Source organism: Pseudomonas sp. 2995-1, assembly GCF_002742505.1.
Taxonomy (GTDB): Bacteria; Pseudomonadota; Gammaproteobacteria; order Pseudomonadales; family Pseudomonadaceae; genus Aquipseudomonas; species Aquipseudomonas sivasensis.
On the sequence record NZ_LJSA01000377.1, the window covers coordinates 549,343 to 575,365 of the forward strand.

Here is a 26,023-nt window from a genome sequence, read left to right on the forward strand (position 1 = left end):
TGAGATGACTGACTACCCACGCCCGCCTTTCGCCCCTCAAGCCCAATCGGTCCCAGGCTCCCAGAGAAAAATGGACCCGTATCCCGATTGTGGCGAGCAAAGCTATAAAGGCTCTGGTCGGCTGGCCAACAAAATCGCGCTGATCACGGGGGCCGACAGCGGCATCGGTCGCGCGGTTGCCATTGCGTTTGCCCGTGAAGGTGCAGACGTTGCCATCGCCTACCTGGACGAGCACGAAGACGCCAAGGAAACCGCACGCTGGGTGGAAGAGGCCGGTCGCCAATGCCTGTTACTGCCCGGCGATCTTGCACAGAAAGCCCAGTGCCAGGCACTGGTCGACAGCACCGTCGAACAGTTCGGTCGCATCGATGTGCTGGTCAATAACGCTGCGTTCCAGATGACCCACGAAACCCTCGAAGAGATTGAGGACGAGGAATGGGTGAAGACCTTCGATATCAACATCACGGCGATGTTTCGCATCTGCAAGGCCGCCCTGCCCCATATGAAGGCTGGCAGTTCGATCATCAACACCAGTTCGGTCAACTCTGACATGCCCAAACCGACCCTGCTGGCCTACGCCGCCACCAAGGGCGCGATTGCCAACTTCACTGGCGGTTTGGCGCAGTTGCTGGGCAGCAAGGGCATTCGCGTCAACAGTGTGGCCCCCGGACCGATCTGGACGCCGCTGATCGTGGCGACCATGACCGATGAAGACGTGAAGAGCTTCGGCAGCGAAACACCACTGGGCCGACCTGGCCAGCCGGTGGAGGTGGCGCCGATTTATGTGCTGCTTGCCTCGGATGAAGCCAGCTACATCTCCGGTTCACGCTATGCGGTTACTGGGGGGAAACCCATCCTCTAGCCTTGAAGGCGCTCGAAGGCTGAACATCCTCCCTGTGGCGAGCGCCTTGATGAACTGAGCGCCTGTGGTGACCTCTCTGTTCCTGGTGACAGGGCTTTTTGTGGTGATCGGGCTTTTGTGGTGAGCGGGCTTGCCCCGCGCTGGGCTGCGAAGCAGACCCAATAAACTAGGGGGCTGCTATGCAAGCCGGCGCGGAGCAAGCCCGCTCACTACAGGTCGAACCGATCTACGGCTCGGCGGCGTTCGTTGTCGTCACGCACGTCATAGCTGGCGGTGGTCTGGATGTTGGTGTGATGCGCCAGCTTCTGCGCGATCGATAGGTCATGCTCCTCGATCACCCGCGTGATAAACGAGCGACGGAAGTCATGGGGCATGATCTTCACCCCAACCTGTTCCCCTCGCTGCCGGGCAATGTAGTAAATCGCGTGTTTAGTAATGCGTTCCCGGGTGATATGGCTACCCCGGCGGATGCGATTGAACAGGAAGCTGTCGTCCTGCTCGCCCTCTTTTAACTGCTCGCGCCGAAACGCCAGCCAGGCCTGCAACTTGGCAAATGCCCATTGCGGCGCGTACTTGATCAACTCTTTGTTGCCTTTGCCAATGACCCGCAAGCTGCGCTCCTCAACGTTGATCTGCGCGAGATCGAGGTTGACCGACTCCGACTTGCGCATGCCCGAGCCGTAGAGGATGCCGATGACCGCTGCATCACGCAGGCCTTGTGGCCTGGGGTCGGCGGCACAGACTTCCATCATTTCGCGGATCAGCGTGCGCCGCAGGTTACGGCCCTGGCCAAGACGCGTACCGGGCGCTGGCTTGACCGTGCGCATTCTCAACAAGTGTTCCTGACTGATCAGGCTCATGCGCCACGCTTCATTCATCACCCCGCGCACCGCATTTACATATAACGATGAGGTGTTGGGCGCGTAGCCGTCTTCGCGCAGGGCGGCTACCAGGGCGATGACGTGTTCGGGTTGCAGCAGGTGCCAGTCGATGTCTTCAAGGTTGATATCCTCGAAGCCCAGGCGGTCGGCGGCGTCCTGCAGCACGTAGCGCATGGTGAGTTGGCTGGAGGGGGCCAGGCGGGTGAGGTAGAGGGTCAGCGGGTTGCGGATATGCTCAGTCAAAATAGATCAGCCTTTGGATTAAATACCTCGAACAAGCCATTGTTAAATCAAGGTATTTAGTGAATTGGCGAGGGCCGAGTCTAGCGCAGCACAGGCCCTCTTACCAAATCATGGGGCGGTTTCTTCGTCCTCCGTGGGTTCCTGGGGCTGGGTCTGGGCCTGGCTCCATTCGGCGTCCTGCTTTTGCATCAGTGCGAACCAATGCTGACGCATGAACGTGAGATACGCCTCGGGCGCATTGGCGAAATCCTTCTCATCGCCATAGCAGCCGGGTAACGGCAATTCGGTGCCCTGCTCCTTGTACTGGCTGACGAGCGCCTGTTGCCCGGCGGTGCTGCAATCCTTGGGCAGCGGCATCCCGCGCAACGCCCCGGCCTCTTCATCCCACCAGGCGGCGCCGTAGCGGTCGACACCGCGCAAACGGTACTTCTGCGACTTGCCCACATGCATGATCAGCTTGAATTCATTGGGGCTGACGTCGCTCGTGCAGGTGCGCGAATAGCCCACAGTGGCCTGGGTGATGCCATCGCCCGACAGGTCGGTGACCTTGGTCGCGGCTTGGTCGAAACGCAACGCCGCGTCAAATTCGCAATGCTGCACATCGTCGTAGAGCATCCACACGCGCTTGGGGCGGTTACCGTCGATCAGGTACTGAGCGGCATACACAAAGGACGACTGGGTGCCGTCGTCATCCCGCTCGCTGACTTGTTCAGCCAGCACCAGCAGATTCTTGCCCTGACGGTCGTCCCAGGTGTAAGCGGCGATCTGCTTGCCACGTACTTCCACGCCATCCGGCACCTGATCGAGGCTGGTCAACGCCACGCTTTCATCGGCGCGAACGGTCGTGACACACGCCACGCTCATCAACAACCCCATCAATACTGGCCGCAACTGGCCGCGTAAAAGCTGCACGCTATTCATCCGATTACCCTGCCAAGAGACGCGTTACTTTACCGGCACTTGAGAGGCATTGCAGAGAAGATTCTTCAATCGTGGTCGAAGCCTGTTTGTGTTCGCCCACGCTGTAGCAAATGCGTTGCATGCCGTTCCTGTTTCACCGCGATCCAGCCCCCCCTTAGCGCCCTCACGTTTAGCTGAACCCTGGCTGTCTGGCTGTCAAATAAACGAATTTTCGACTTCCGCTTCATACCTTTCCTACATTTTTGAGCTTAATCTTAAATACGGAAGCTCAAGGTGATATTCACATTTTTGAACTAACCTCTTGATTAGAATTCGATTTTTAGCGGTTCCCAACCGTTGCACGGCGTTTGTATCCAATGATTGCGGGCGTTTTCACGCGCCACGCTGCTCTAACCCCGAGGTCATAAATCTTTGAAACCCTACCCTATTCATCGCGTGTCGATCGTTATCCCGGTCTACAACGAAGAAGAAAGCCTGCCTGAATTGCTGCGTCGCACCACCGCGGCGTGCAGGCAACTGGCCTACGAATACGAAATCATCCTGGTGGATGACGGTAGCCGTGACAACTCGGCCCAACTGCTGGAAGACGCTGCCGCAGAATACGGCAGCAACGTGGTGGCTGTGATCCTCAACCGCAACTACGGCCAGCATGCCGCGATCATGGCGGGTTTCGAACAGTGCCAGGGCGAAGTGGTGATTACCCTCGATGCCGACCTGCAGAACCCACCCGAAGAAATCCCGCGCCTGGTGGAGCAAGCCGCCCTCGGCTACGACGTCGTCGCCACCGTGCGCAACAATCGCCAGGACTCGGCGTTTCGCCGCTGGCCGTCACGCCTGATCAACCTTGCCGTGCAGCGCTCTACCGGCGTGGCCATGACTGACTACGGCTGCATGCTGCGCGCTTACCGCCGCACCATCGTCGACGCCATGCTCGCCTGCCGCGAGCGCAGCACCTTTATCCCGATCCTCGCCAACGGCTTCGCCCGCCACACCACGGAAATCCTGGTGCACCACGCCGAGCGCGAACACGGTGAGTCCAAATACAGCGCCATGCGCCTGATCAGCCTGATGTTCGACCTGCTGACCTGCATGACCACCACGCCGCTGCGCCTGCTGTCTATTGTCGGCTTCAGCCTGGCAGCCCTGGGCATGCTGTTTGCCTTCGCGCTGATCGTTCTGCGCCTGGCCTTCGGTGCCGACTGGGCGGGCGACGGCCTGTTCGTGCTGTTCGCGGTGCTGTTCGTCTTCACCGGTGGCCAGTTCATCGGCATGGGCCTCTTGGGTGAATACCTGGGCCGCATGTACAGCGATGTGCGCGCCCGCCCACGCTTCTTTATCGAAAAAGTGCTGCGCAACCAACCGGCAGCACCGGCTCCTGTGGTCGTCGTTGACGGCCTGGTGTCTTCCCATACTTCCACTTCCGCCGATCAGGTTCAGTCATGAGTTCAAAAGCTGTTGTATTCGCGTACCACGATATTGGTTGTGCAGGCATTGAAGCGCTGCTCAATACCGGCTACGAAATTGCTGCTGTGTTTACCCATGCCGACGACCCCAAGGAAAACAACTTCTACGGCTCTGTTGCCCAACTGTGCGCCCGCAACGGTATCCCGGTGCATGCGCCAGAGGACGCCAACCACCCTCTGTGGATTGAGCGCATCGCCAAGCTGAACCCGGATTACATTTTCTCTTTCTACTACCGCAACCTGCTGAGCGAGCCGCTGCTGGCCACCGCCCGTAAAGGTGCGTTCAACCTGCACGGTTCGTTGCTGCCCAAGTACCGTGGCCGCGCCCCGGCCAACTGGGTGCTGGTCAACGGCGAAACCGAAACCGGCGTGACCCTGCACCGCATGGTCAAGCGTGCGGATGCCGGCGCGATCCTCGCCCAGCAAAAAGTCACCATCGAGCGTAGCGACACCGGCCTGACCCTGCATGCCAAGCTGCGTGAAGCCGCCAGCAACCTGCTGCGTGATGTCCTGCCGCAACTGGCCGAAGGCAAGCTGACTGAAACCGCACAAGATGAAAGCCAAGCCACTTACTTCGGTCGCCGCACGGCCGCAGACGGCAAGCTGGACTGGAAACATCCGGCTGAAACCCTGTTCAACCTGGTTCGCGCCGTGACTCAACCGTATCCAGGCGCATTCTGTGCCGTGGGCGAACACAAGCTGATCGTGTGGCAAGCCGAGGTGGTCAAGGGCAACGAAGGCCTGGCACCGGGCCGGGTGATCAGCGTCAACCCGCTGCGCATCGCCTGCGGCGAAGACTCCCTGGTGGTCAAGTTCGGCCAGCGCAACGACAACGGCCTGTACCTGGCCGGCCCTTCCCTGGCCAACGAACTGGGCCTGGTCGACGGCTCCGTGCTGCGCGGTGCCGAGTCCGGCCGCAAGCCACGTCGTACCCGCGTGCTGATCCTGGGCGTGAACGGTTTTATCGGTAACCATCTGTCCGAGCGTCTGCTGCGTGACGACCGTTATGAAGTCTACGGCCTGGACATCGGCTCCGACGCCATTGAGCGCCTGCGCAGCCACCCGAACTTCCATTACGTCGAAGGCGATATCAGCATCCACACCGAGTGGATCGAGTACCACATCAAGAAGTGCGACGTGGTCCTGCCGCTGGTGGCCATCGCCACGCCGATCGAATACACCCGTAACCCACTGCGCGTGTTCGAGTTGGACTTCGAAGAAAACCTCAAGCTGGTGCGCTACTGCGTCAAGTACAACAAGCGCGTGATCTTCCCGTCGACCTCTGAAGTCTATGGCATGTGCCAGGACCAGTATTTCGACGAAGACACTTCCAACCTGGTGGTTGGCCCGGTCAACAAACAGCGCTGGATCTACTCGGTCTCCAAGCAACTGCTGGACCGCGTGATCTGGGCCTACGGCGCCAAGGGCCTGAACTTCACGCTGTTCCGTCCGTTCAACTGGATGGGGCCACGCCTCGACCGCCTGGATTCGGCCCGTATCGGCAGCTCCCGTGCGATCACCCAACTGATCCTGAACCTGGTGGAAGGCACGCCGATCCGCCTGTTCGATGGTGGCGAGCAGAAACGCTGCTTCACCGACATCGCCGACGGTATCGAAGCCCTGGCCCGCATCATTGATAACGACAACAATGCCTGCAACGGCCAGATCATCAACATCGGTAACCCGGAAAACGAAGCCAGCATCCGCCAGTTGGGCGAAGAGCTGCTGCGTCAGTTCGAAGCGCACCCGCTGCGCAGCAACTTCCCGCCGTTCGCCGGTTTCCGCGATGTGGAGAGCAAGGCGTTCTACGGCACCGGTTACCAAGACGTGGCACACCGCAAGCCAAGCATCGAAAACGCCAAGCGCCTGCTGAACTGGGAGCCAACCGTGGAGATGAGCGAAACCATCGGCAACACGCTGGACTTCTTCCTGCGCGAGGCCATGCTCGAAATCGCGGATAAGCGCTAATGCAGGCAGGTCTTCGCATTGACGTCGATACCTATCGGGGCACCCGTGAAGGTGTGCCACGGTTGCTCGAATCCCTGGACGAGGCCGGGGTAAAAGCGACGTTCTTCTTCAGTGTCGGGCCGGACAACATGGGGCGCCACTTGTGGCGCCTGATCCGCCCGCAATTCCTGTGGAAGATGCTGCGTTCCAACGCTGCCGGCCTGTACGGCTGGGACATCCTGCTCGCCGGCACTGCCTGGCCGGGCAAGCCGATCGGCCGTGACTTGGGGCACTTGATGCGCCAGGCCAAGGCCGCCGGTCACGAAGTCGGCCTGCACGCCTGGGATCACCATGGCTGGCAGGCCAACACCGGACGGTGGAGCGATGCACAACTGGTCGAGCAAATTCGGCGCGGCGTGGAGACCCTGAGCGACATCCTGGGCGAACGCATCGACTGTTCGGCGGCCGCCGGTTGGCGTGCCGACGAGCGTGTGGTGCAAGCCAAGCAAGGTTTCAACTTTCGCTACAACAGCGATTGCCGGGGTACCAGCCTGTTTCGGCCGACATTGGCCGATGGCAGCGCAGGTACGCCACAAATTCCGGTGGACCTGCCGACCTTCGACGAAGTCGTAGGGCCGGTGGTGGCCGCCAAAGACTTCAATAGCTTCATTCTTGACCGGTTTGCCGAGTCGAAGCTCAACGTCTACACGATCCACGCAGAAGTAGAAGGGATTCTGATGGCCAACGATTTTCGCCAGTTGCTTGCCCAGGCAGGGCAGCGCGGCATCGATTTCAAACCGCTGGGTGACTTGTTGCCTGCGGACCTGACCACCCTGCCCCAGCAACAGTTGGTGCGCGGCGCATTGAGCGGCCGTGAGGGTTGGCTTGGAGTGCAGCAGGCATGATTCGGCGTTGGGCCTTGCCCCTGCTCCTGTTAGCGTTTGGCGTGTTTTACCTGCTGCCGCTGGCAACCCATGGCCTGTGGATTCCTGATGAAACCCGCTACGCACAGATCAGCCAGGAAATGCTGCTGACCGGCAAGTGGGCTTCGCCGCACTTCATGGGGATTCGCTATTTCGAAAAACCGGCTGCCGGTTACTGGATGATCGCGCTCGGCCAGGCGATCTTCGGGCAAAACCTGTTTGGTGTGCGCTTCGCCTCGGCGTTGAGCACCGGTTTGAGCATCCTGCTGGTGTACCTGGTGTCACGCCGGCTGTGGAATGACCCGCAAAAGAGCCTGGTCAGCACCGTGCTGTACATGAGCTTTGTCAGCGTCGCGGCCTTGGGCGGTTATGCCAACCTCGATCCGCAGTTTACCTTCTGGGTCAACCTGACCGGCGTTGCCCTGTGGTTCTGCTTCGACAGCACCACCCGCAACGGCCGCCTGGGATCCTGGGCGCTGCTCGGTTTCGCCTGTGGCATGGGCTTTATGACCAAGGGATTCCTGGCGTGGCTGTTGCCGGTGTTAATCGCCCTGCCCTACGCGATCTGGCAGAAGCGCTTTCGCGAACTGCTCGGTTATGGGCTGGTCGCCGTGGTTGTCGCCATTGCAGTGAGCCTGCCGTGGGCACTGGCCGTGCATCTGCAAGAACCGGACTATTGGAATTTCTTCTTCTGGCACGAGCATATCCAGCGTTTTGCCGGCGAGGATGCCCAGCACGCCGAGCCTTTCTGGTATTACCTACCGCTGCTGGTCGCGTTCAGCCTGCCGTGGGTCGCACTGCTGCCGTCCACCCTGAAACAGGCGTGGCAGGAAAAACGTGCAGCGAAAACTGCCTTCCTGCTGCTGTGGCTGCTGATGCCGCTGGCGTTTTTCAGCCTGGCCAAGGGCAAGTTGCCCTCCTACATCATGCCGTGCCTGTTGCCGCTGGCGCTGCTGATGGGCTCGACACTGGCGGACAAACTCGCCGCAGGCCGCGGCCGTGTCGTGCGTATCAACGGTTGGCTGAACCTGGTGATTGGCGTCGCGGCGTTACTGGCGCTGACGTGGTTTCAACTGAAGAAGCCCGTCTACGAACACGGTCAGGAAACCCTCAGCCTGGTGCTGGTGTTTGTCTTCCTGTTCGGCTGGATCATCGCCAACCTGCTGCAAGCGTCACGCCCGCTGCGCTTGTGGGCAGCGCCGGTAGTCGGCAGTTGGTTGCTGGTGGCGTTGGTCCCGGCCGCACTGCCCCATTCGGTGGTTTACAACAAGACTCCGGACCAGTTCATCATCGATCACCTCCAGGAGCTGAGCCAGACCAGCGCGTTGCTGAGCAATGACCTGGGCGCAGCCTCCGCCTTGGCCTGGCGCGTCAAGCGCCCGGACGTGACCCTCTATAACACCGTCGGCGAAGTGAAATATGGCTTGGCCTTTGACGATGCGGCCCATCACAAGGTCGACACTACACAGGTCCAGCAGTGGATGAGCGACGCACGTAAACACGGCGCCGTCGGGGTGGTCATGCGCGTGAAGGGTGACGACGAAATCGCCGAGGTGGACTTGCTGCCCAAAGACGGCAAGCGCTACGAGCAAGGCAATATCGTGATCCTGGTGTTCCCGCAGGTTGCGCCATGATCACGCTATGCCTGTTATTGGCCGCCTGCCTGCTGACATGCATGGGCCAGGTTTCGCAAAAATTCGCCGTGGAAAGCTGGCGCGACCAGCCCGACGGTTGGGCGCTGAAGCTGCGCTCGCCGTGGCTGTGGTCGGCCCTGCTGTGCCTGGGTTTTGGTTTGCTGGTGTGGTTGCTGGTGTTGCAGCGCCTGGAAGTCGGTATCGCCTACCCGATGCTCAGCCTCAATTTTGTCCTGGTCACGCTGGTGGCGCGCTTTGTGTTCAAGGAACACATCGACACACGGCATTGGCTGGGTGTCGTGCTGGTGATTGCCGGTGTGGTGCTGTTGGGGCGCCAGGTATGAGCCGCGTGCGTGGTTTTGCCCTGGCCCTGGGCAGCGTTGGCCTGGTCAGCGCCGCCCAATTGGGCATGCGCTGGAGCATGACGCGCCTGCCCTTGCCCACCGAATGGCTGGCGGCGTTGAACAGCAACGCCATCGACTTCGCTGCGTTGGGCGTGGTGAGCCTGGCGATCTTCGCCTACGCGCTATCGATGCTCTGCTGGCTCGGCGCGCTCAAGCACCTGCCCCTTGGCCGCGCCTATTCATTGCTCAGCATCAGCTATGCGCTGGTGTACCTGTTGGCCGCCAGCCTCCCGGTGTTCAACGAACATTTTTCCGTTTCAAAAACCCTGGGGGTGGCGCTTGTCATCCTCGGTGTGCTGATCATCAACTCTCGTCGTGCCAGTGCTACTCGTCCCAGGAATGCCCCATGAAAATCAGTGTATTTGGTAGTGGTTACGTCGGCCTGGTACAGGCCACCGTATTAGCCGAAGTCGGTCACGATGTGATCTGCATGGACGTCGATCAAAACAAGGTCAAGCTGCTGCAGCAAGGCCACGTGAGTATCTTCGAACCGGGACTGGCCGCCATGGTCAAGGAGAACCTGGAAAGCGGCCGCCTGAATTTCACTTTCGATGAGAAGCTCGCCGTCGAACACGGTGAAGTGCTGTTTATCGCCGTCGGCACGCCGTCGGACGAAGATGGCTCGGCCGACTTGAAGTACGTGCTGTCGGTGGGCGACGCCGTGGCCCGTCATCGAGTGGCCCCGGTAATCCTGGTGGAAAAGTCCACGGTCCCCGTGGGCACCGGCGACACCCTGCGCGCCCATATCGAAAAAGCCCTGCACGTCGCTGGCCGGCACCTGGAGTTCGATATCGTCTCCAACCCGGAATTCCTCAAGGAAGGCTCGGCGGTTGCCGACTGTCGCCGTCCGGATCGCATCATCATCGGCTGTGAGCGCGAAGAAGTGCGCGAGGTGATGCGCGATCTGTACGCGCCGTTCAACCGCAACCACGACCGCATCATCTTCATGGACCTGCGCAGCGCCGAGCTGACCAAGTACGCCGCCAACTGCATGCTGGCCACCAAGATCAGCTTTATCAACCAGATCGCCGAGCTGGCCGAGCACCTGGGGGCGGATATCGAAGCCGTGCGCCTGGGCATCGGTGCCGACTCGCGCATCGGCTATCACTTTATCTACCCCGGTTGCGGTTACGGCGGTTCATGTTTTCCCAAAGACATGCGCGCCTTGATCCACAGCGCCAAACAGGCCAACTGCTCCAGCGACCTGTTGGAAGCCGTAGAAGCGATCAACCAACGCCAGAAGAGCAAGCTGTTCGAGCGCGTCAATGCGTTCTTCCAAGGCAATCTGCGCGGCAAGACCTTCGCCCTGTGGGGCCTTGCGTTCAAGCCCAACACCGACGACATGCGCGATGCACCCAGCCGCGTGCTGATGGAAGCGCTCTGGGCTGCCGGCGCCAACGTGCGCGCGTTCGACCCGGAAGCCATGCAGGAAACCCAGCGCCTCTACGGCGACGAAGAACGGCTGATGCTGATGGGCACGCCGGAGTCCACTCTGGTTGGCGCCGATGCGCTGATCGTGTGCACCGAGTGGCAGCAGTTCAAAGCCCCCGATTTCGACCTGATCCACCAGCGCCTGAAAACCCCGGTGATCTTCGATGGCCGCAACCTGTATGACGGCGAGCGCCTGTCGCGCAAGGGCTTCCAGTACTTCCCGATAGGGCGAGGCGACTCATGTCAGTTGCCGATTCCGCAGCAGCAGTGGGTGCCACAGGTCGTGGAAGCCTGATACGTGAACACAGCCCGACCGCCTTTGCTGAGTGCCACGATCCGCCGCCAATCCCTCTGCCTGGGATTGCTGGCGCTGTTGCTGTTTATCGCCGGCAGTTGGCACCAGGCGATTATCGGCTTCGACTCACGTTTCGTGCTGTTCGCCCAGGAAATGCTGCGCCATGGGCCGGGCTTTTTTCCCACCACTTACGGCCAGCCGTATGCTGATTATCTGGCCACCTCGACCCTGATGACCTGGCTGTTGTCGCTGCCACTGGGCCAGGTCACCAGCCTCACGGCCTGGCTGCCCACTTCGATGGCCTCGGCACTGATCGTCATCCTGGTGTATCGCCTCACGGCGCCCTACTCCCAGCGCTGGGGCTTGTTGAGCATTGCGGTGCTGCTGTTGAGCACCACCTTTATCAGTGAAACCCGCGCCGTGTCCCTGGACCAGATGCTCGCCGCGATCACCTTGACGGTGTTTTATCTGGGTTACGCCCATGATCATTTCTCTGCGGGTAAACGTCTGCACTGGCTGTTTCTGCTTTTGATCCTGGGGTTCGCGATACGCGGGCCGATTGGCCTGGTCGTGCCCACCGGGGTGCTGTGCAGCTATTACCTGATCAACCGGCAATGGCGCCAACTGCTCAGCTTCGGCCTCCTGGCGCTGGCGCTGCTGCTGGCCTGTGTCGGCCTGCTGTTGCTGATGGCCAAACTCAGTGGCGGTGAGCGTTTCATGCAGGACGTGATCCGCATGCAGTTCCTCGGGCGCATGGATGGCAGCGAAGGCAGCAGCGGTGTGCTGTATTACTTCACCAGCTCCCTGGGTAATTACGCCTTGGCCTATCCCCTGGCGTTGCTGGTGCTGCTGGCAGTGGCGACCGGTGGGCGGCGCACGCCGGAGCCGGCCTTGCAATTGGTGCTGTACTGCGCCGCTGCCGGCTTGCTGGTGATGGTTGGCCTGTCGATTCCCCAGGCGAAAAAGGCGCGCTATGTACTGCCGATGCTGCCCATGGCGGCGATTATTGCGGCGTATCCCTTTTACGGCGCACGCGGGCGGCTTTTCGCCTGGCTGCGCGGCCTGATGCTGGGTTTATGGACGCTGCTGCCTACGCTGCTGATCGCCGGGCTGCTGTTCGTGCGCCCACGTTATCCGGAACAACTGAGCCATCTGGGCTTGGTGCTGGGTGTGCTTGGTGCGCTGCAGGCAATGGCGCTGTTGTCGTTGTTCGTCTCTCGTCTACGACCGGTGGGGCCGGCGTTCGCTGCGGTGTTGGCGGTGTGGGCTACCTATATCCTAGTGGTGGAGCCGCTGGAGCGCAGTGTCTATGACACCCGCACATTTACCTTGAACGTTCATGAGCAGGTGATGCAGCAGCATGCCCCCGTGGTCTTGCACGGTTTGGGCAAAGACGCCAAGGCCATCAAATACATGGTCAACCTCGACTGCGATCAGGTGCCGTTGTTTACCCAGCAAGCTGCTGACCTGACGCCGCTGCAAGGGCCAGCCTGGTTGGTGATGAGCAAAGAGGATTTCCGCGCGCTTAAAGATCCGCGCTTTGCCACGCTCACACCGACCTTAACGGGTGAGTTCGATCGCAACACCTTTGTCCTGCTGTACCTGGCCAAACCCCCACAGCCTTGAGCCGACCCGGAAGAATCCTACGCAGCTATGCGTAATGGCTGGTGTCATTTCACTTTCCGGGGGTTGAAACCCAACTGTAAACTCGATGGCCATGTGGGGTAGGTCTTTACCGCCACAGGCCATGGAACACAACAAGGACGTTAAGAGCGGCAGCCATCACTGCGGCTCACTTCGCGAGAGGACAATGCCGTGCCAAATGATCGTTTACCTGATACTCCTGCTGCCTTGATCCGGGATGAAGTGCATATCGGCTACCTGCCCATTCCGCCGTTGGATCGACTGATGTCGCTACGCAACGCTCTGGTGGCACTCAAAGGTCCCCTCTCTGGCGAGCCAGGGCTCCTGGAAAATCTGCAAAAGCATATGTTCAACGAAGAGACCGATATCCGCGTCTTGGGCAAACTGAACACCGCGTACATTCCCCTCTAATGAAATGGGTTTTAATTCAATATTTATGCATTAAAACCTCATTAATATGCATTGGCGCCGATAATCGAGCCGCGGCACACTGCGCAGGTTCCTCCCCCAAATGCAGGAACGTTCAAAGGGCTTTTCCGGGAAACCAGACAAGCCTTTTTTTTGCCCGCCGTTTATGGATTTCTTTTCAATGCTCGCTCGCTGGTTTCCCGCTGCAATCAATACTCGTCCTACCGAATGGAGCCGGGCCGCCATTGGCATGGCACTGGGTACATTGTTCAGTGTCTGGCTCTGTGCCCTGGTATTTGGCATGGAGGTGGCGCTGCACCTGCTCGGCCCGCTAGGGGCCTCGGCGGTGTTGTTGTTTGCCGTCTCCTCCGGTGCGCTGGCGCAACCCTGGTCGATCATCGGCAGCTACCTGTGCGCCGGTGTCGTGGCATTGCTGGTCGCGCGGGTTCTCGGACGCACCTTGGGCGGCGCTTGCCTGGCGGCCGGCATGGCAGTGGTGTTGATGTGCTGGCTGCGTTGCCTGCACCCACCCGCAGGTGGCCTGGCCATGACCCTGGTGCTGGCCGACCCGGCTTCCGCCGCACTGGGCTGGCATGAGTTGGGCGCTGTGCTGCTCGGCGCCAGCGCCCTGCTGGCATGTGCGCTGGCCTACAACAACGCCACTCGCACGCGTTATCCCAAGGGTGCTGTCGAGTCCCCTTCGGCCGTATTGAATACCCCCGATGCAGCGCGAAACCCTGCCGTGACCGCCGCCGATTTGAAGCTGGCGCTTGCCGAGATGGAGCAGTTCTACGACGTGGCGCCCGCAGAGCTTGAACAACTGATTCACGCGGCCGAAACCCACGCGCGCCGTCGCAGCATCGGCGAAGTACTGGCCAACCGCGCGCCCTGAGCAGAGGCCCGGGCGCCCTGCATAAATGCAACAACCACCTGCATGATTCCGGGTTGTACTGCGCAAATTTGCACTGGTACGATCGCGAGATGGTTCGTCCGCGAACATCTTGATAAAGAACAATAAAAGCAGGGAGTTAGAGATGACTGCTCAGGTTTCATCCGAAGCAAGCCGCGCCGATTCACCTCAGGAAGAGGTACTGGCCGACGTCCGCAACCATATCGGCCACCTCACCCTTAACCGCCCTGCGGGTTTAAACGCAATCACCCTCGACATGGTTCGCAGCCTGACCCGGCACCTGGAGGCCTGGTCCGACGATCCATCGGTCTACGCCGTGGTCCTGCGAGGCACCGGCGACAAAGCCTTCTGTGCCGGCGGCGATATCCGTTCCCTGTACGACAGCTTCAAGAATGGCGACACCCTTCACGAAGATTTCTTCGTCGAGGAATACGCCCTCGACCTCGCCATCCACCACTACCGTAAGCCCGTGCTGGCGTTGATGGACGGGTTTGTCCTCGGCGGTGGCATGGGCCTGGTGCAAGGTGCCGATTTACGTGTCGTTACCGAGCGCAGCCGCCTGGGCATGCCGGAAGTGGCCATTGGTTATTTTCCCGACGTGGGTGGCAGCTATTTCCTGCCGCGCATTCCGGGCGAACTGGGGATTTACCTCGGCGTCACCGGCGTGCAGATCCGCGCCGCCGATGCACTGTATTGCGGTTTAGCGGATTGGTACCTCGACAGCAACAGGCTCGCCGACCTGGACCAGAAACTCGACCACCTGCAATGGCACGACTCTGCGCTCAAAGACTTGCAAGGTGTGCTGGCAAAGCTTGCGGTGCAGCAGCTGCCCGATGCGCCTTTGGCAGCCTTGCGCCCGGCGATCGACCATTTCTTCGGGTTGCCGGATGTGCCGAGCATCGTTGAGCAATTACAGGCCGTCACCGTTGCCGACAGCCATGAATGGGCGCTCAACACGGCCCACCTGATGCAGACCCGCTCGCCCCTGGCCATGGCCGTGACTTTGCAGATGTTGCGCAAAGGCCGCCGCCTGTCGTTGGAACAGTGTTTCGCCCTGGAACTGCACTTGGACCAGCAATGGTTCAAGCGCGGCGACCTGATCGAAGGCGTGCGCGCCCTGATCATCGACAAGGACAAAACCCCGCGCTGGAACCCGCCAACGTTGCATGGGCTATCAGTTGCCCACGTCGAAAGCTTCTTCCAACAGTTCGAGCAAATTGCGAGATAAGCCATGCAAGATATTGAATACACTGAAGAACAAGTGATGATCCGCGACATGGCGCGTGACTTCGCCCGACGTGAAATCGCCCCATTCGCCCAAGCCTGGGAAAAAGCCGGCTGGATTGACGACAACCTGGTAGCCAAGATGGGCGAACTCGGCCTGCTGGGCATGGTGGTCCCGGAAGAATGGGGCGGCACCTACGTCGACTACGTGGCTTATGCCCTGGCGGTGGAAGAGATTTCCGCCGGCGATGGCGCCACCGGCGCGCTGATGAGTATCCACAATTCAGTGGGTTGCGGGCCGATCCTCAATTACGGCACAACGGCGCAGAAAGAAACCTGGTTGGCAGAACTTGCCAGTGGCCAAGCGATTGGCTGCTTCTGCCTGACCGAACCCCAGGCCGGTTCCGAAGCCCACAATCTGCGCACTCGCGCTGAGCTGCGTGACGGCCAGTGGGTGATCAACGGCGCCAAGCAATTCGTCAGCAACGGCAAGCGCGCCAAGTTGGCTATCGTGTTTGCCGTGACTGATCCGCACTTGGGCAAGAAAGGCATTTCCGCTTTCCTCGTGCCCACCGACACCCCTGGCTTTGTGGTGGACCGCACCGAACACAAGATGGGTATACGCGCTTCTGACACCTGTGCCGTCACCCTCAACCAATGCACAGTTCCCCAAGCCAACTTACTGGGCGAACGCGGCAAAGGCCTGGCGATTGCGCTGTCGAACCTGGAAGGTGGCCGCATCGGTATCGCCGCCCAGGCCCTGGGTATCGCGCGAGCAGCGTTTGAAGCGGCGCTGGCCTACGCCCGAGACCGGGTGCAGTTCGACAAGGCGATCATCGAGCATCAGAGCGTGGCTAATTTGCTGGCGGACATGCAGACCCGCTTGAACGCGGCCCGCCTGCTGATCCTGCACGCAGCGCGCCTGCGCAGTGCCGGCAAGCCGTGCCTGTCGGAAGCGTCACAAGCCAAACTGTTTGCCTCGGAAATGGCGGAGAAGGTCTGCTCGTCAGCGATGCAGATACATGGCGGCTACGGCTACCTGGAGGATTACCCGGTGGAGCGTTACTACCGGGATGCGCGAATCACGCAGATTTACGAGGGGACCAGCGAGATTCAGCGGATGGTGATTGCCAGGGAACTCAAGAACTACCAGCTCTGACAGAGACACCAACGAACTACTGTGGGAGGAGGCAAGCCCCCTCCCACATTTGCACTTCAGTACATGAAGATTGGCTTACTTATCCTTGAACTCTGGCGCGCGCTTGGCCACAAACGCCGCCATACCTTCCTTCTGATCCAGCGTCGCAAACGCCGCATGGAACACGCGGCGCTCAAAGCGCACGCCTTCGGACAGGCTCACTTCAAACGCACGGTTTACGCTTTCCTTAACCATCATGCTGATTGGCACCGACTTGCCAGCAATCAGCGTGGCGACCTTCAGCGCTTCATCCAGCAGCTCATCGGCAGGCACGATGCGCGCGACAATCCCGCAACGCTCAGCTTCCACCGCATCGATAAAGCGCCCGGTCAGGCACATTTCCATGGCCTTGGCCTTGCCTACCGCGCGGGTCAGGCGCTGGGTGCCGCCCATGCCGGGCAGGACGCCGAGGTTGATCTCTGGCTGGCCGAATTTGGCGCCATCACCCGCCAGGATGAAGTCGCACATCAGCGCCAGTTCGCAGCCGCCGCCCAAAGCAAAACCGTTGACGGCGGCAATGATCGGCTTGCGGCGGTTGGCCACGCGGTCGCTGTCGCTGAACAGGTCATCGAGGTAGATCTGCGGGTAGGTCAGCTCGGCCATTTCCTTAATATCGGCGCCGGCCGCAAAGGCTTTCTTCGAACCGGTCAGCACAATGCAGCCGATGTGCGGATTGGCTTCCAGATCATCCAGCGCCTGGTTCAACTCACTGACCAGCTGCGCATTCAGCGCATTCAGGGCTTGCGGACGATTCAGGGTAATCAGCCCGACGCGGCCCTGGACGTCGAGCAAAATGGTTTCGTAACTCATGTATCGGCTCCTTAGAGATTGCGTGAGATGACCATGCGTTGAATATCGCTGGTGCCTTCGTAAATCTGGCAGACCCGCACATCGCGGTAGATCCGCTCCAGGGGAAAGTCGCTCAGGTAACCGTAACCGCCCAAGGTTTGCAAGGCGGCCGAACAGACTTTTTCGGCCATTTCCGAGGCAAACAGCTTGGCCATCGACGCTTCCACCAGCGCCGGCTTGCCGCTGTCGCGCAAGGCGGCGGCGTAATGCACCATCTGCCGTGCCACGGCGATTTGCGTGGCCATGTCGGCGAGTCGGAAGGCTACCGCCTGGTGTTCGATCAGCGGTTTGCCGAAACTCTCGCGCTCGCGGGCGTAGTCGCGCGCTGCTTCAAACGCGGCACGGGCCATGCCCACTGCTTGCGAGGCGATGCCCACGCGGCCGCCTTCGAGGTTGGCCAGGGCGATCTTGTAGCCTTCACCCTCCTCACCCAAACGGTTGGCCACCGGGACCTTCACGTCTTCAAACAGAATCTGGCACGTGTCGGACGCATGCTGCCCCAACTTGTCCTCGACCCGCGCGACGCTGTAGCCCGGCGAATCGGTGGGCACGATAAACGCGCTGATCCCGCGTTTGCCTGCAGCTGGGTCGGTAACGGCAAACACAATCACCACCCCAGCGTTTTGCCCGGAGGTGATGAACTGTTTACAACCGTTGAGCACGTAGTGGTCACCGTCCAGACGCGCGCGGGTTTTCAGGCTGCTGGCATCGGAACCGGCCTGCGGTTCGGTCAGGGCAAAGGCCCCCAGCATGGCGCCGCTGGCCAGAGGCGTGAGGAACTGCGTTTTTTGCTGGTCGTTGCCGAACTTGAGGATGGGCACGCAACCCACCGAGTTGTGCACGCTCATGATGGTGGAGCAGGCTCCATCACCGGCGGCAATTTCTTCCAGGGCCATGGCGTAAGCCAGGTAGCCGGTATCGCAACCGCCCCATTGCTCCGGCACCAGCATGCCGAAAAACCCCAGTTCGGCCATCTCGCCGATGGCTTCCTTGGGAAAGCGATGCTCACGATCCCATTCGGCGGCGAAAGGTTTGAGACGTTCCTGGGCGAATTGCCGGGCCGCGTCGCTGATTTGCAGTTGTTCGTCATTGGGCAGCATCGTGGCTCCTTAATACAGGCATTCGACGGCCATGGCTGTGGCTTCACCACCGCCGATGCAGATCGCGGCAACGCCACGCTTGAGGCCCTTCTGGCGCAGGGCCGAGAGCAAGGTCACCAGGATGCGGGCGCCCGAGGCACCAATCGGGTGGCCGAGGGCGCAGGCACCGCCGTGAACGTTGACCTTGGAATGGGGGATTTGCAGCTTGCTCATGGTCACCAGGCTGACCACCGCGAAGGCTTCGTTGATCTCGAACAGATCCACTTCATCAAGGTTCCAGCCGGTCTTGCTCATCAATTTGCGAATCGCACCCACCGGCGCCACGGGAAACAGCCCCGGCTCATCGGCAAATGCAGCATGCCCATGGATCACCGCCAACGGCTTGAGCCCACGTTTGTGCGCCTCGGACTCGCGCATCAGCAGCAGCGCCGCAGCACCGTCGGAAATCGAGCTGGAGTTGGCCGCTGTCACCGTGCCGCCTTCGCGGAACGCCGGTTTGAGGCTGGCAATCTTGTCCAGCTTGGCTTTGGGGGGCTGCTCATCGTGCAGAATGGTTTTTTGCTCTTTGCCGACAGTGACCTGTACCGGGACGATTTCGGCAGCGAAGTTGCCGTGGCTAATCGCCTCCTGAGCTCGGGCCAGGGAGGCAATGGCGAAGGCATCCTGGGCTTCACGGGTAAAGCCGTTATGCAGGGCGCAGTCTTCGGCGAAGGTGCCCATCAGGCGGCCCTTGTCGTAAGCGTCTTCCAGGCCGTCGAGGAACATGTGGTCGAGGACGCGGCCATGACCCATGCGGTAGCCACTGCGGGCGCGGTCCAGCAAATACGGCGCGTTGGACATGCTCTCCATACCGCCAGCAATCACCACATCGACACTGCCCGCCAGCAGTGAATCATGGGCCAGGATGGCGGCTTCCATACCTGAGCCGCACATCTTGTTGAGGGTGGTGCAACGGGTGGACTTGTCCAACCCGGCGCCCAATGCCGCTTGCCGCGCTGGCGCCTGGCCCAGGCCAGCAGGGAGTACGCAGCCAAACAGCACTTCATCCACGGCGTCGGTGGCGATACCGGCGCGCTCAACCGCTGCACGAATAGCGGCGGCACCGAGTTGAGGCGCGGTCAGTCCCTTGAGGTCACCCTGGAACCCGCCCATGGGCGTGCGCACGGCGCTGACAATCACGATGGGATCAGTCATGGGTCACTCTCCTTACTTGGCTGCCATGCGCAAGGCGCCGTCAAGACGGATCACCTCGCCGTTGAGCATGCTGTTTTCAATGATGTGCCGCACCAGTGCGGCGTATTCGGCAGGCTTGCCCAGGCGTGGCGGGAATGGCACGCCGGCGGCCAGGGAGTCGCGCACTTGCGGCGTCATGCCGGCCATCATGGGCGTTTCGAAGATACCGGGAGCGATGGTCATCACGCGAATACCGAAACGCGCCAATTCACGAGCCGCGGGCAGTGTGAGGCTGGCGATGGCACCTTTGGAGGCGGCATACGCAGCCTGACCGATTTGCCCATCGAAGGCGGCCACGGAAGCGGTATTGATGATCACGCCGCGTTCACCGTCGGCATTCGCTTCGGTTTCCGCAATGGCCGCAGCGGCCAGGCGTAACAGGTTGAAGCTGCCGATCAGGTTGACGTTGATCACCTGGGCGAAGTTCGCCAGCACGTGAGGGCCGTTCTTGCCGAGAATTTTCTCGCCGCGCACCACGCCTGCGCAATTGACCAACCCGTGCAAGCCGCCAAAGGCCGAGACCGTGGCTTGCACGGCGGCTTCAGCGGCAGCTTCCTGGCTGATGTCGGCCACCGCACTGCGGGCGTTTTCACCCAATTGCTTGGCCTTGGCGGCGACCGCTTCGGCGTTCAAATCCACCAGCATCACCTTGGCACCAGCGGCGATCAGCATCTCAGCGGTGGCCGCGCCGAGGCCCGAAGCGCCGCCGCTGACCAGAAAAACCTTGTTTTCAATCTGCATCATTGTTTCCTTGAACGATGGACCGGGTAACGAGCGTATGGCCCTGATAGTCGCTTGGGTGCTGCACAGCGACAATGGTCAAAGCTTTCAACATGCCTGACTGGTTTGGCCAAGGGGGCAAGGCACTCGTGGTGATCGTGCTTTTGTGGTGAGCGGACTTGCTCCGCCCACCACAGAGGCCTGCTTGACACAGAAGCTGGCGCACCTCCGATCATAGACCCCACCGATCAGCCGGTAGGCCCAAGCGATTGGACGCCCTCCCTATCAGCTTCTAACCTGATGGCCTGCGCCACCAAAGAAGCCCCCCCATGATCGTGCGTCCTAAACCCAATCTCCTGGGTATCCTGTTTTCCCTAAAAGGTTCGATTGCCAAACGCATCGCCCTGCGCAGCCTACTGGTCACGTTGCTGGCGTCAGTGATCGTGCTCGTGGAAACCCTGCACCCCGCGTACTTCTCCAAGGTCAACGCCACGCCCTTCACCTTGCTCGGGCTCTCGTTGTCGATCTTCATGAGCTTTCGCAACAATGCCTGCTATGACCGTTGGTGGGAGGGCCGCAAGCAGTTGGGGCAGATGATCATCGAGGTGCGCTCGCTGATCCGTGAAACCCAAGTACTCGCCGATGCCGCTGAACGTGCGCGCGTGTTGCGCGGGCTGGGCGGCTTTGCCCATGGGTTGATCGCACGACTGCGCCATGAAAATGAAGCCCAGGCGATACAGCCCTGGGCCAGCGTGGAAGCGGACCATCCCAACCTGCCGGACCGTGTGCTGCAACAGCTCGGCGGGCGGTTTTCGGTACTGGCTCAGCAGGGCGTCATCAGCGAATGGCGCTATACCCAGCTGGAAACCCGCTTGGTCAGCCTGAGTCAGGTTCAGGCCTCGTGCGAGCGGATAAAGACCACGCCACTGCCCTTCCCTTACACGCTGCTTTTGCACCGCACCATCTACCTGTTCTGTATTCTGCTGCCCTTCGCCATGGCCGAACCTCTGGGCTGGCTGACACCGGTGTTCACCGCCATTGTCAGCTACACCTTTTTTGGCCTGGATGAAATCGGCGATGACCTGGAAGACCCGTTCGGCTTTGATGAAAACGACCTGCCCTGCAATGCGCTCCTACGCACCTTGGAGCGTGAGATTCTCGCGGCGCTGGGCGAAACCGAACTGCCAGCGCCCTTGGAGCCAGTGGAGTACGTGCTCACCTGACGCCGGTTTGACACCTGCCCTGGTCTGACCGAAGCTGACGGCCTTTGTAATAGCTACTCAAGCTTTCGGACGCCTGCATGTCAAAGTCACGCCGTTACGCCATCGTCGGCCTGTGCGCCCTGTTCTTCATTGTGCTGCTCACCTGGTATTTCTCCCGCTCCGCCCCGGTGGCTGTGGCTCCCGCGATTGCCCATGGCTACGCCAAAGCGCTGAAACAGGCGCGTAATGGCGAGCCTGGCGCCGCCCGAGTGCTGTATCAGCAATTGGGCCGCCCGGACCTGACCGATGAGCGCCGCGCCGCCCTGCATGCCGAACTGCACAACTATCCAAGCCCCCAGGCCCTGAAGCTGGCGGATAAAGACCTGATCAATGAATCGCCGGTGGTGCGCGAAGCGGCGATCCACAGCATTGTCGGCCTGGTGCCTACGGGCCAGCGCACCCTGCTGCTGGGCCCGGCGCTGGATGACCCCGAGCAAAGCGTGCGCTTTGCCGCCGCCAATGCCTTGCTCGGCCTGTCGCCGGATACACTTGGCCTGTATTTCGGGCCGCTGCAGCAGGTGTTGGACGAATTCGTGAAATACCTCAAGGCCCAGCCCGAAACCGCCGAGGGGTGGATTCAGCTGGCACGCCTCTACATCCACAGCGCGCTGTTGCCGGAGGCGCAACAGGCCCTGGAACAGGCGATGCGTTTGCAACCGGACAACCTGCAAGCAGTGGTCGCGCAGATCGAGCTGTTGGATAAGCAAGGCAAGACCGACGAGTCCCGCCAATTGCTGGCGCGGCAGTTGGCGTCGCACCCCGAGTCCGCCTACTTGCAACACGCCCTCGGCATGTGGCTGCTGCACCATGGCGAGCGGCCTTATGCCCTCCTCGGCCTGTCCAAAGCGGTAGAGCTTGAGCCGGATAATCAGGATTACCGCTACGACCTGGCCACCACCCTGCACGACCAGCAGGAGCTGGAGGCAGCGCAGCGCCAATTGGAAGAAATCGTCCAGCGCCACCCGGCCAATCGCAAGGCTCGGGTGCTGCTGGTCAACTACTGGAAAGAGAGTGGGCAGTTGCAGAATGTCCAAGTGCTGCTGGCTCAGCTTGAGCAACAGAATCCGGACGATCCGGCCTTGCAGCAAGGGCTCTAAGACACGCCACGACACCTCGGGGACGGCTCGCCTGTACCGATAAATTGAGCCGTTTGTTGAACGGTTGCATAGTGCCACGGTCAAGTAAACATGGCGTGTTGTGACGAACATGCCCTTCCACTTGTACGTGACCCGAGGGCACTTCTTGTCTACATCCAAAGAGCTGTTCAGTGAAAAGGCGGCCACCGGCATCGAAGGTCTTGATGACATTCTTGCCGGGGGGCTATCGCGCAGCCACCTGTTTTTGCTGGAAGGTGAACCTGGTACCGGTAAAACCACCGTGGCCCTGCATTTCCTTCAGGCCGGGGCAAAAAACGGCGAGCGATCCTTGTACATCACCTTGTCGGAGACTGAGCGCGAGTTGCGCCAGGGCGCCAAGTCCCACGGTTGGGACCTGGATGACAACATCCATATTTTTGAGCTGACCCCACCGGAAAGCTTGCTCAATGCCGAGCACCAACAGAGCCTGCTGTATTCCTCTGACCTTGAGCTGGGTGAAGCCACGCGGCAGATCTTTGAGGTGGTGGAACGGGTCAAGCCGACCCGCGTGGTCGTCGACAGCCTCTCTGAGATCCGCCTGCTGGCGCAGAGTTCGTTGCGTTATCGCCGGCAGATCCTCGCCATCAAGCACTACTTCGTGCGTTATGACGCCACCGTACTGCTGTTGGACGACCTGACCACTGAATCCCTGGATAAAACCGTGCACAGCGTGGCCCACGGCGTGATCCGTCTGGAAGAGTTGACGCCGAACTACGGTGCCGAACGCCGCCGGGTTCGCGTGGTGAAGTACCGTGGCCAGAAGTATCGCGGCGGTTTCCACGACTTCACCATCATGCAGGACGGGGTGCATGTATTCCCTCGCCTGGTGGCCGCCGAACACCGCGGTGGTTACAACCGCCAGACGCTCACCAGCGGCATCAGCGAGATGGACTCATTGTTGGGAGGCGGTATCGAGACGGGCTCCAGCAGCCTGATTCTCGGCCCGGCCGGTACCGGCAAATCGTTGATCTCGATGATCTTCGCTGCCGCCGCCGTGTTACGCGGCGAAAAGGCAGCGCTGTTTATCTTCGACGAAGAGCTGGGGTTGTTGTTTGAACGCATGAAAAACATGGGTATCGACCTTGAAGCGCTGCAGGCCACCGGCAACTTGATGATCGAACAAGTGGACGCTGCCGAACTGTCCCCTGGCGAGTTCTCCCACCGGGTGCGCCGCGCTATCGACGAAGGGGGTATCAAAACCGTGGTGATCGACAGCATCAACGGTTACCAGGCGGCGATGCCTGAAGAAAATGCGCTGATCCTGCACATGCACGAGTTGCTGCTGTACCTCAACCGTCGCGGTGCGGCGACCTTCATGACCGTCGCTCAACACGGGTTGGTGGGTGACATGCAAGCACCGGTCGACATCACCTACCTGGCCGACACAGTGATTCTGCTGCGTTACTTTGAAGCGCTGGGCAAAGTCCGCCGGGCGATTTCGATCATCAAGAAACGTACCGGCGCCCACGAGTCGACCATTCGTGAATACCGCATCAGCAACCGTGGCTTGACCGTCGGCGAGCCCTTGGACAACTTCCAGGGCGTACTGCGCGGCATCCCGACCTACATGGGCGCAGGCTCCCCTTTGCTCAAGGATGAGCAATAGTGCCGAATCTACTTGGCGTTTCCGAACGCGCGATCATCCTGGCGCCAGTGGGGCGCGACAGTTCACTGGCGTTGATGATGCTCAACGAAGCCGGTTACTCCGGCATCGTCGCGACCCACCTGCCGATGCTGTGCGACGCGATGGAAGAAGGTGCAGGTCTGTTGATCATTGCCGCCGAAGCCTTGCGCGGTATCGATCTGGAGCCGCTGCTGGAAAAACTGCACCAGCAGCCCGCTTGGTCGGATATGCCCATCGTGCTGATGACCCATCACGGCGGCAGCGAACAGAACGGTTCGTCCCACCTCAGTGGCCTGCTCGGCAATGTGACCTTCCTGGAGCGGCCCTTCCACCCGGTGACCCTGATCAGCCTGGTCAGCGCTGCTCTGCGCGGCCGTCGTCGCCAGTACGAGGCGCGTGACCGCCTGATCGACTTGAGCGAAAGCGAACTGCGCCTGCAACGCACACTTGAAACCCTTGAACAACAAGTCGAAGAGCGCACCGCGCAACTGCGCCACAACGAAGAGGCGCTGCGCCAATCACAGAAAATGGAAGCCGTCGGCCAATTGACGGGCGGTATCGCCCACGACTTCAACAATATGCTCACCGGGATTATCGGCAGCCTCGAGTTACTGCGCAGGCGCGTGTCCCGTGGCAAGTTGGACGACCTCGATAGCCTCATCGATCTTGGCGTCACGTCAGCTAACCGCGCAGCCGGATTGACCCATCGGTTGCTAGCGTTTTCCCGCCGGCAATCCTTGGACTCCAAACCGGTCAATATCAATGAACTGGTCAGCTCCATGGGTGAACTGCTGGAACGCAGCATCAATGAAAGCATTACCCTTGAGATGCAACTCACCGACCAGCCTTGGACAGCTGAAGCCGACCCCAATCAGCTGGAAAGCGCCCTGCTCAACCTGGTGCTCAATGCCCGCGATGCAATGCCCAACGGCGGCAAGCTGACGGTGGAAACGTCGAATCGGCACCTGGACAGCGTTTTCACCGCTGCTTTTGGCACCCTGCCTCCAGGCGATTACGTTGAGCTGAGCATCAGTGATAACGGCTGCGGCATCCCGCAAAGCGTGATTGGCCGTGTGTTCGACCCCTTCTTTACCACCAAGCCGATCGGCCAAGGCACCGGCCTTGGTTTATCGATGATCTACGGCTTCGCCCGTCAGTCCCGCGGACACGTCACCCTGCACAGCGAGGTGGGCCTTGGGACGACCGTCAGCCTGTTCCTGCCACGTTTTCTGGGTGAGACCGTCGTGCCCGCACCCGTCGACCCTGCGTTGCTGCCATTTGCCAATTCCGGGGAGACCGTGCTGATCGTCGAGGACGACCCCGCCGTACGCGTGCTGGTCAGCGCAGTACTTAAAGAGCTGGGTTATGGGTTTGTTGAGGCAGAGGACGCCAATACGGCATTACCGATCATTGAATCTGAACAGCGCATCGACCTGTTAATCAGCGATGTCGGCTTGCCCGGCATGAACGGCAGACAAATGGCAGAGATCGGCCGGCAGATGCGGCCGGATCTGAAGATATTGTTTATTACCGGCTATGCCGAACATGCCGCCGTGCGCGGTGGTTTTCTCGACCCTGGCATGCAGTTGATTACCAAGCCATTTACCTTTGATTTGTTGACGGCGAAGGTGCGGGAGATGATCCGGGCATGATGTGATGCATGTATTGCTTGCGGCACAGCCAGGTCAAGAGGGAAAAGTTCGGAAATCAT

23 protein-coding genes are annotated in these 26,023 nt (G+C 60.5%); 17 read left to right on the plus strand and 6 right to left on the minus strand.

The features are described from left to right. The first annotated feature begins 4 nt into the window (after positions 1-4). Positions 5-862 carry an SDR family oxidoreductase gene (locus AOA61_RS19735; protein ID WP_032885742.1) on the plus strand — a complete coding sequence of 286 codons (858 nt, stop codon included), beginning with the start codon at positions 5-7 and terminating at the stop codon, positions 860-862. Between the two features lie 209 nt (positions 863-1,071). On the opposite strand, the gene xerC is transcribed toward AOA61_RS19735, so the two are convergent. Both xerC and AOA61_RS19745 read right to left on the minus strand, forming a co-directional pair. After that, the gene (gene xerC / locus AOA61_RS19740; protein WP_032885654.1) at positions 1,072-1,986 is read right to left on the minus strand and encodes a tyrosine recombinase XerC; all 915 of its coding nucleotides are present in this window, start codon (positions 1,984-1,986) and stop codon (positions 1,072-1,074) included. Between the two features lie 108 nt (positions 1,987-2,094). After that, positions 2,095-2,907, minus strand: a complete 813-nt coding sequence (locus AOA61_RS19745; RefSeq protein ID WP_095184759.1) for a M949_RS01915 family surface polysaccharide biosynthesis protein — start codon at positions 2,905-2,907, stop codon at positions 2,095-2,097. A gap of 411 nt (positions 2,908-3,318) precedes the next feature. On the opposite strand from AOA61_RS19745, the gene arnC reads away from it, so the two are divergent. From arnC to AOA61_RS19805, 12 genes are all read left to right on the plus strand, one after another. Continuing rightward, complete coding sequence (gene arnC, locus AOA61_RS19750; RefSeq protein WP_099602488.1) at positions 3,319-4,350, plus strand: undecaprenyl-phosphate 4-deoxy-4-formamido-L-arabinose transferase; 1,032 nt, start codon at positions 3,319-3,321, stop codon at positions 4,348-4,350. Continuing rightward, positions 4,347-6,338 carry a bifunctional UDP-4-amino-4-deoxy-L-arabinose formyltransferase/UDP-glucuronic acid oxidase ArnA gene (gene arnA, locus AOA61_RS19755; protein ID WP_099602489.1) on the plus strand — a complete coding sequence of 664 codons (1,992 nt, stop codon included), beginning with the start codon at positions 4,347-4,349 and terminating at the stop codon, positions 6,336-6,338. Before arnC ends, arnA begins: the two co-directional genes overlap by 4 nt. Further along, a complete protein-coding gene (gene arnD, locus AOA61_RS19760) occupies positions 6,338-7,222 on the plus strand; it encodes a 4-deoxy-4-formamido-L-arabinose-phosphoundecaprenol deformylase (RefSeq protein ID WP_032885658.1) in 885 nt (294 codons plus the stop codon). The genes arnA and arnD overlap by 1 nt, the downstream gene beginning before the upstream one ends. Continuing rightward, positions 7,219-8,874, plus strand: coding sequence for a lipid IV(A) 4-amino-4-deoxy-L-arabinosyltransferase (arnT, locus tag AOA61_RS19765; protein WP_099602490.1), 1,656 nt, complete (start codon positions 7,219-7,221; stop codon positions 8,872-8,874). The genes arnD and arnT overlap by 4 nt, the downstream gene beginning before the upstream one ends. Next, positions 8,871-9,218 carry a 4-amino-4-deoxy-L-arabinose-phosphoundecaprenol flippase subunit ArnE gene (arnE, locus tag AOA61_RS19770; protein ID WP_032885660.1) on the plus strand — a complete coding sequence of 116 codons (348 nt, stop codon included), beginning with the start codon at positions 8,871-8,873 and terminating at the stop codon, positions 9,216-9,218. The genes arnT and arnE overlap by 4 nt, the downstream gene beginning before the upstream one ends. Next, the gene (gene arnF / locus AOA61_RS19775) at positions 9,215-9,628 is read left to right on the plus strand and encodes a 4-amino-4-deoxy-L-arabinose-phosphoundecaprenol flippase subunit ArnF (RefSeq protein WP_032885661.1); all 414 of its coding nucleotides are present in this window, start codon (positions 9,215-9,217) and stop codon (positions 9,626-9,628) included. Before arnE ends, arnF begins: the two co-directional genes overlap by 4 nt. After that, positions 9,625-11,004 carry a UDP-glucose/GDP-mannose dehydrogenase family protein gene (locus AOA61_RS19780; RefSeq protein ID WP_032885662.1) on the plus strand — a complete coding sequence of 460 codons (1,380 nt, stop codon included), beginning with the start codon at positions 9,625-9,627 and terminating at the stop codon, positions 11,002-11,004. The genes arnF and AOA61_RS19780 overlap by 4 nt, the downstream gene beginning before the upstream one ends. A 3-nt stretch (positions 11,005-11,007) precedes the next feature. Further along, positions 11,008-12,630 carry a glycosyltransferase family 39 protein gene (locus AOA61_RS19785; protein ID WP_099602491.1) on the plus strand — a complete coding sequence of 541 codons (1,623 nt, stop codon included), beginning with the start codon at positions 11,008-11,010 and terminating at the stop codon, positions 12,628-12,630. A 189-nt stretch (positions 12,631-12,819) separates the two neighbouring features. Further along, on the plus strand, positions 12,820-13,059 hold the full coding sequence (locus tag AOA61_RS32545; RefSeq protein ID WP_122680988.1) for a type VI secretion system contractile sheath small subunit: 240 nt from the start codon (positions 12,820-12,822) through the stop codon (positions 13,057-13,059). A 178-nt stretch (positions 13,060-13,237) separates the two neighbouring features. Then, on the plus strand, positions 13,238-13,948 hold the full coding sequence (locus AOA61_RS19795; protein ID WP_099602493.1) for an HPP family protein: 711 nt from the start codon (positions 13,238-13,240) through the stop codon (positions 13,946-13,948). 142 nt (positions 13,949-14,090) lie between these two features. Beyond that, on the plus strand, positions 14,091-15,194 hold the full coding sequence (locus tag AOA61_RS19800) for an enoyl-CoA hydratase/isomerase family protein (protein WP_099602494.1): 1,104 nt from the start codon (positions 14,091-14,093) through the stop codon (positions 15,192-15,194). 3 nt (positions 15,195-15,197) lie between these two features. Continuing rightward, a complete protein-coding gene (locus AOA61_RS19805; protein WP_099602495.1) occupies positions 15,198-16,349 on the plus strand; it encodes an acyl-CoA dehydrogenase family protein in 1,152 nt (383 codons plus the stop codon). Between the two features lie 75 nt (positions 16,350-16,424). Here the strand turns inward: AOA61_RS19805 and AOA61_RS19810 are convergent, their stop codons facing one another. The 4 genes from AOA61_RS19810 to AOA61_RS19825 are packed head-to-tail and all read right to left on the minus strand — an operon-like array spanning position 16,425 to position 20,311. Then, a complete protein-coding gene (locus AOA61_RS19810; RefSeq protein WP_099602496.1) occupies positions 16,425-17,198 on the minus strand; it encodes an enoyl-CoA hydratase in 774 nt (257 codons plus the stop codon). A gap of 11 nt (positions 17,199-17,209) precedes the next feature. Then, positions 17,210-18,337, minus strand: a complete 1,128-nt coding sequence (locus AOA61_RS19815) for an acyl-CoA dehydrogenase (RefSeq protein WP_032885668.1) — start codon at positions 18,335-18,337, stop codon at positions 17,210-17,212. A 9-nt stretch (positions 18,338-18,346) separates the two neighbouring features. After that, the gene (locus AOA61_RS19820; protein ID WP_099602497.1) at positions 18,347-19,531 is read right to left on the minus strand and encodes an acetyl-CoA C-acyltransferase; all 1,185 of its coding nucleotides are present in this window, start codon (positions 19,529-19,531) and stop codon (positions 18,347-18,349) included. 12 nt (positions 19,532-19,543) lie between these two features. Further along, complete coding sequence (locus tag AOA61_RS19825; RefSeq protein ID WP_099602498.1) at positions 19,544-20,311, minus strand: SDR family NAD(P)-dependent oxidoreductase; 768 nt, start codon at positions 20,309-20,311, stop codon at positions 19,544-19,546. A 308-nt stretch (positions 20,312-20,619) separates the two neighbouring features. Here AOA61_RS19825 and AOA61_RS19830 point away from each other — a divergent pair, with 308 nt between their 5' ends. From AOA61_RS19830 to AOA61_RS19845, 4 genes are all read left to right on the plus strand, one after another. Continuing rightward, complete coding sequence (locus AOA61_RS19830; RefSeq protein ID WP_032885671.1) at positions 20,620-21,513, plus strand: bestrophin family protein; 894 nt, start codon at positions 20,620-20,622, stop codon at positions 21,511-21,513. A gap of 77 nt (positions 21,514-21,590) precedes the next feature. Continuing rightward, entirely contained in the window at positions 21,591-22,649 is a 1,059-nt protein-coding gene (locus tag AOA61_RS19835) for a tetratricopeptide repeat protein (protein WP_095184748.1), read from the plus strand. A 145-nt stretch (positions 22,650-22,794) separates the two neighbouring features. Continuing rightward, positions 22,795-24,294 carry an ATPase domain-containing protein gene (locus tag AOA61_RS19840; RefSeq protein WP_032885743.1) on the plus strand — a complete coding sequence of 500 codons (1,500 nt, stop codon included), beginning with the start codon at positions 22,795-22,797 and terminating at the stop codon, positions 24,292-24,294. Further along, positions 24,294-25,964 carry an ATP-binding protein gene (locus tag AOA61_RS19845; protein ID WP_099602499.1) on the plus strand — a complete coding sequence of 557 codons (1,671 nt, stop codon included), beginning with the start codon at positions 24,294-24,296 and terminating at the stop codon, positions 25,962-25,964. Before AOA61_RS19840 ends, AOA61_RS19845 begins: the two co-directional genes overlap by 1 nt. Positions 25,965-26,023: the final 59 nt, after the last annotated feature.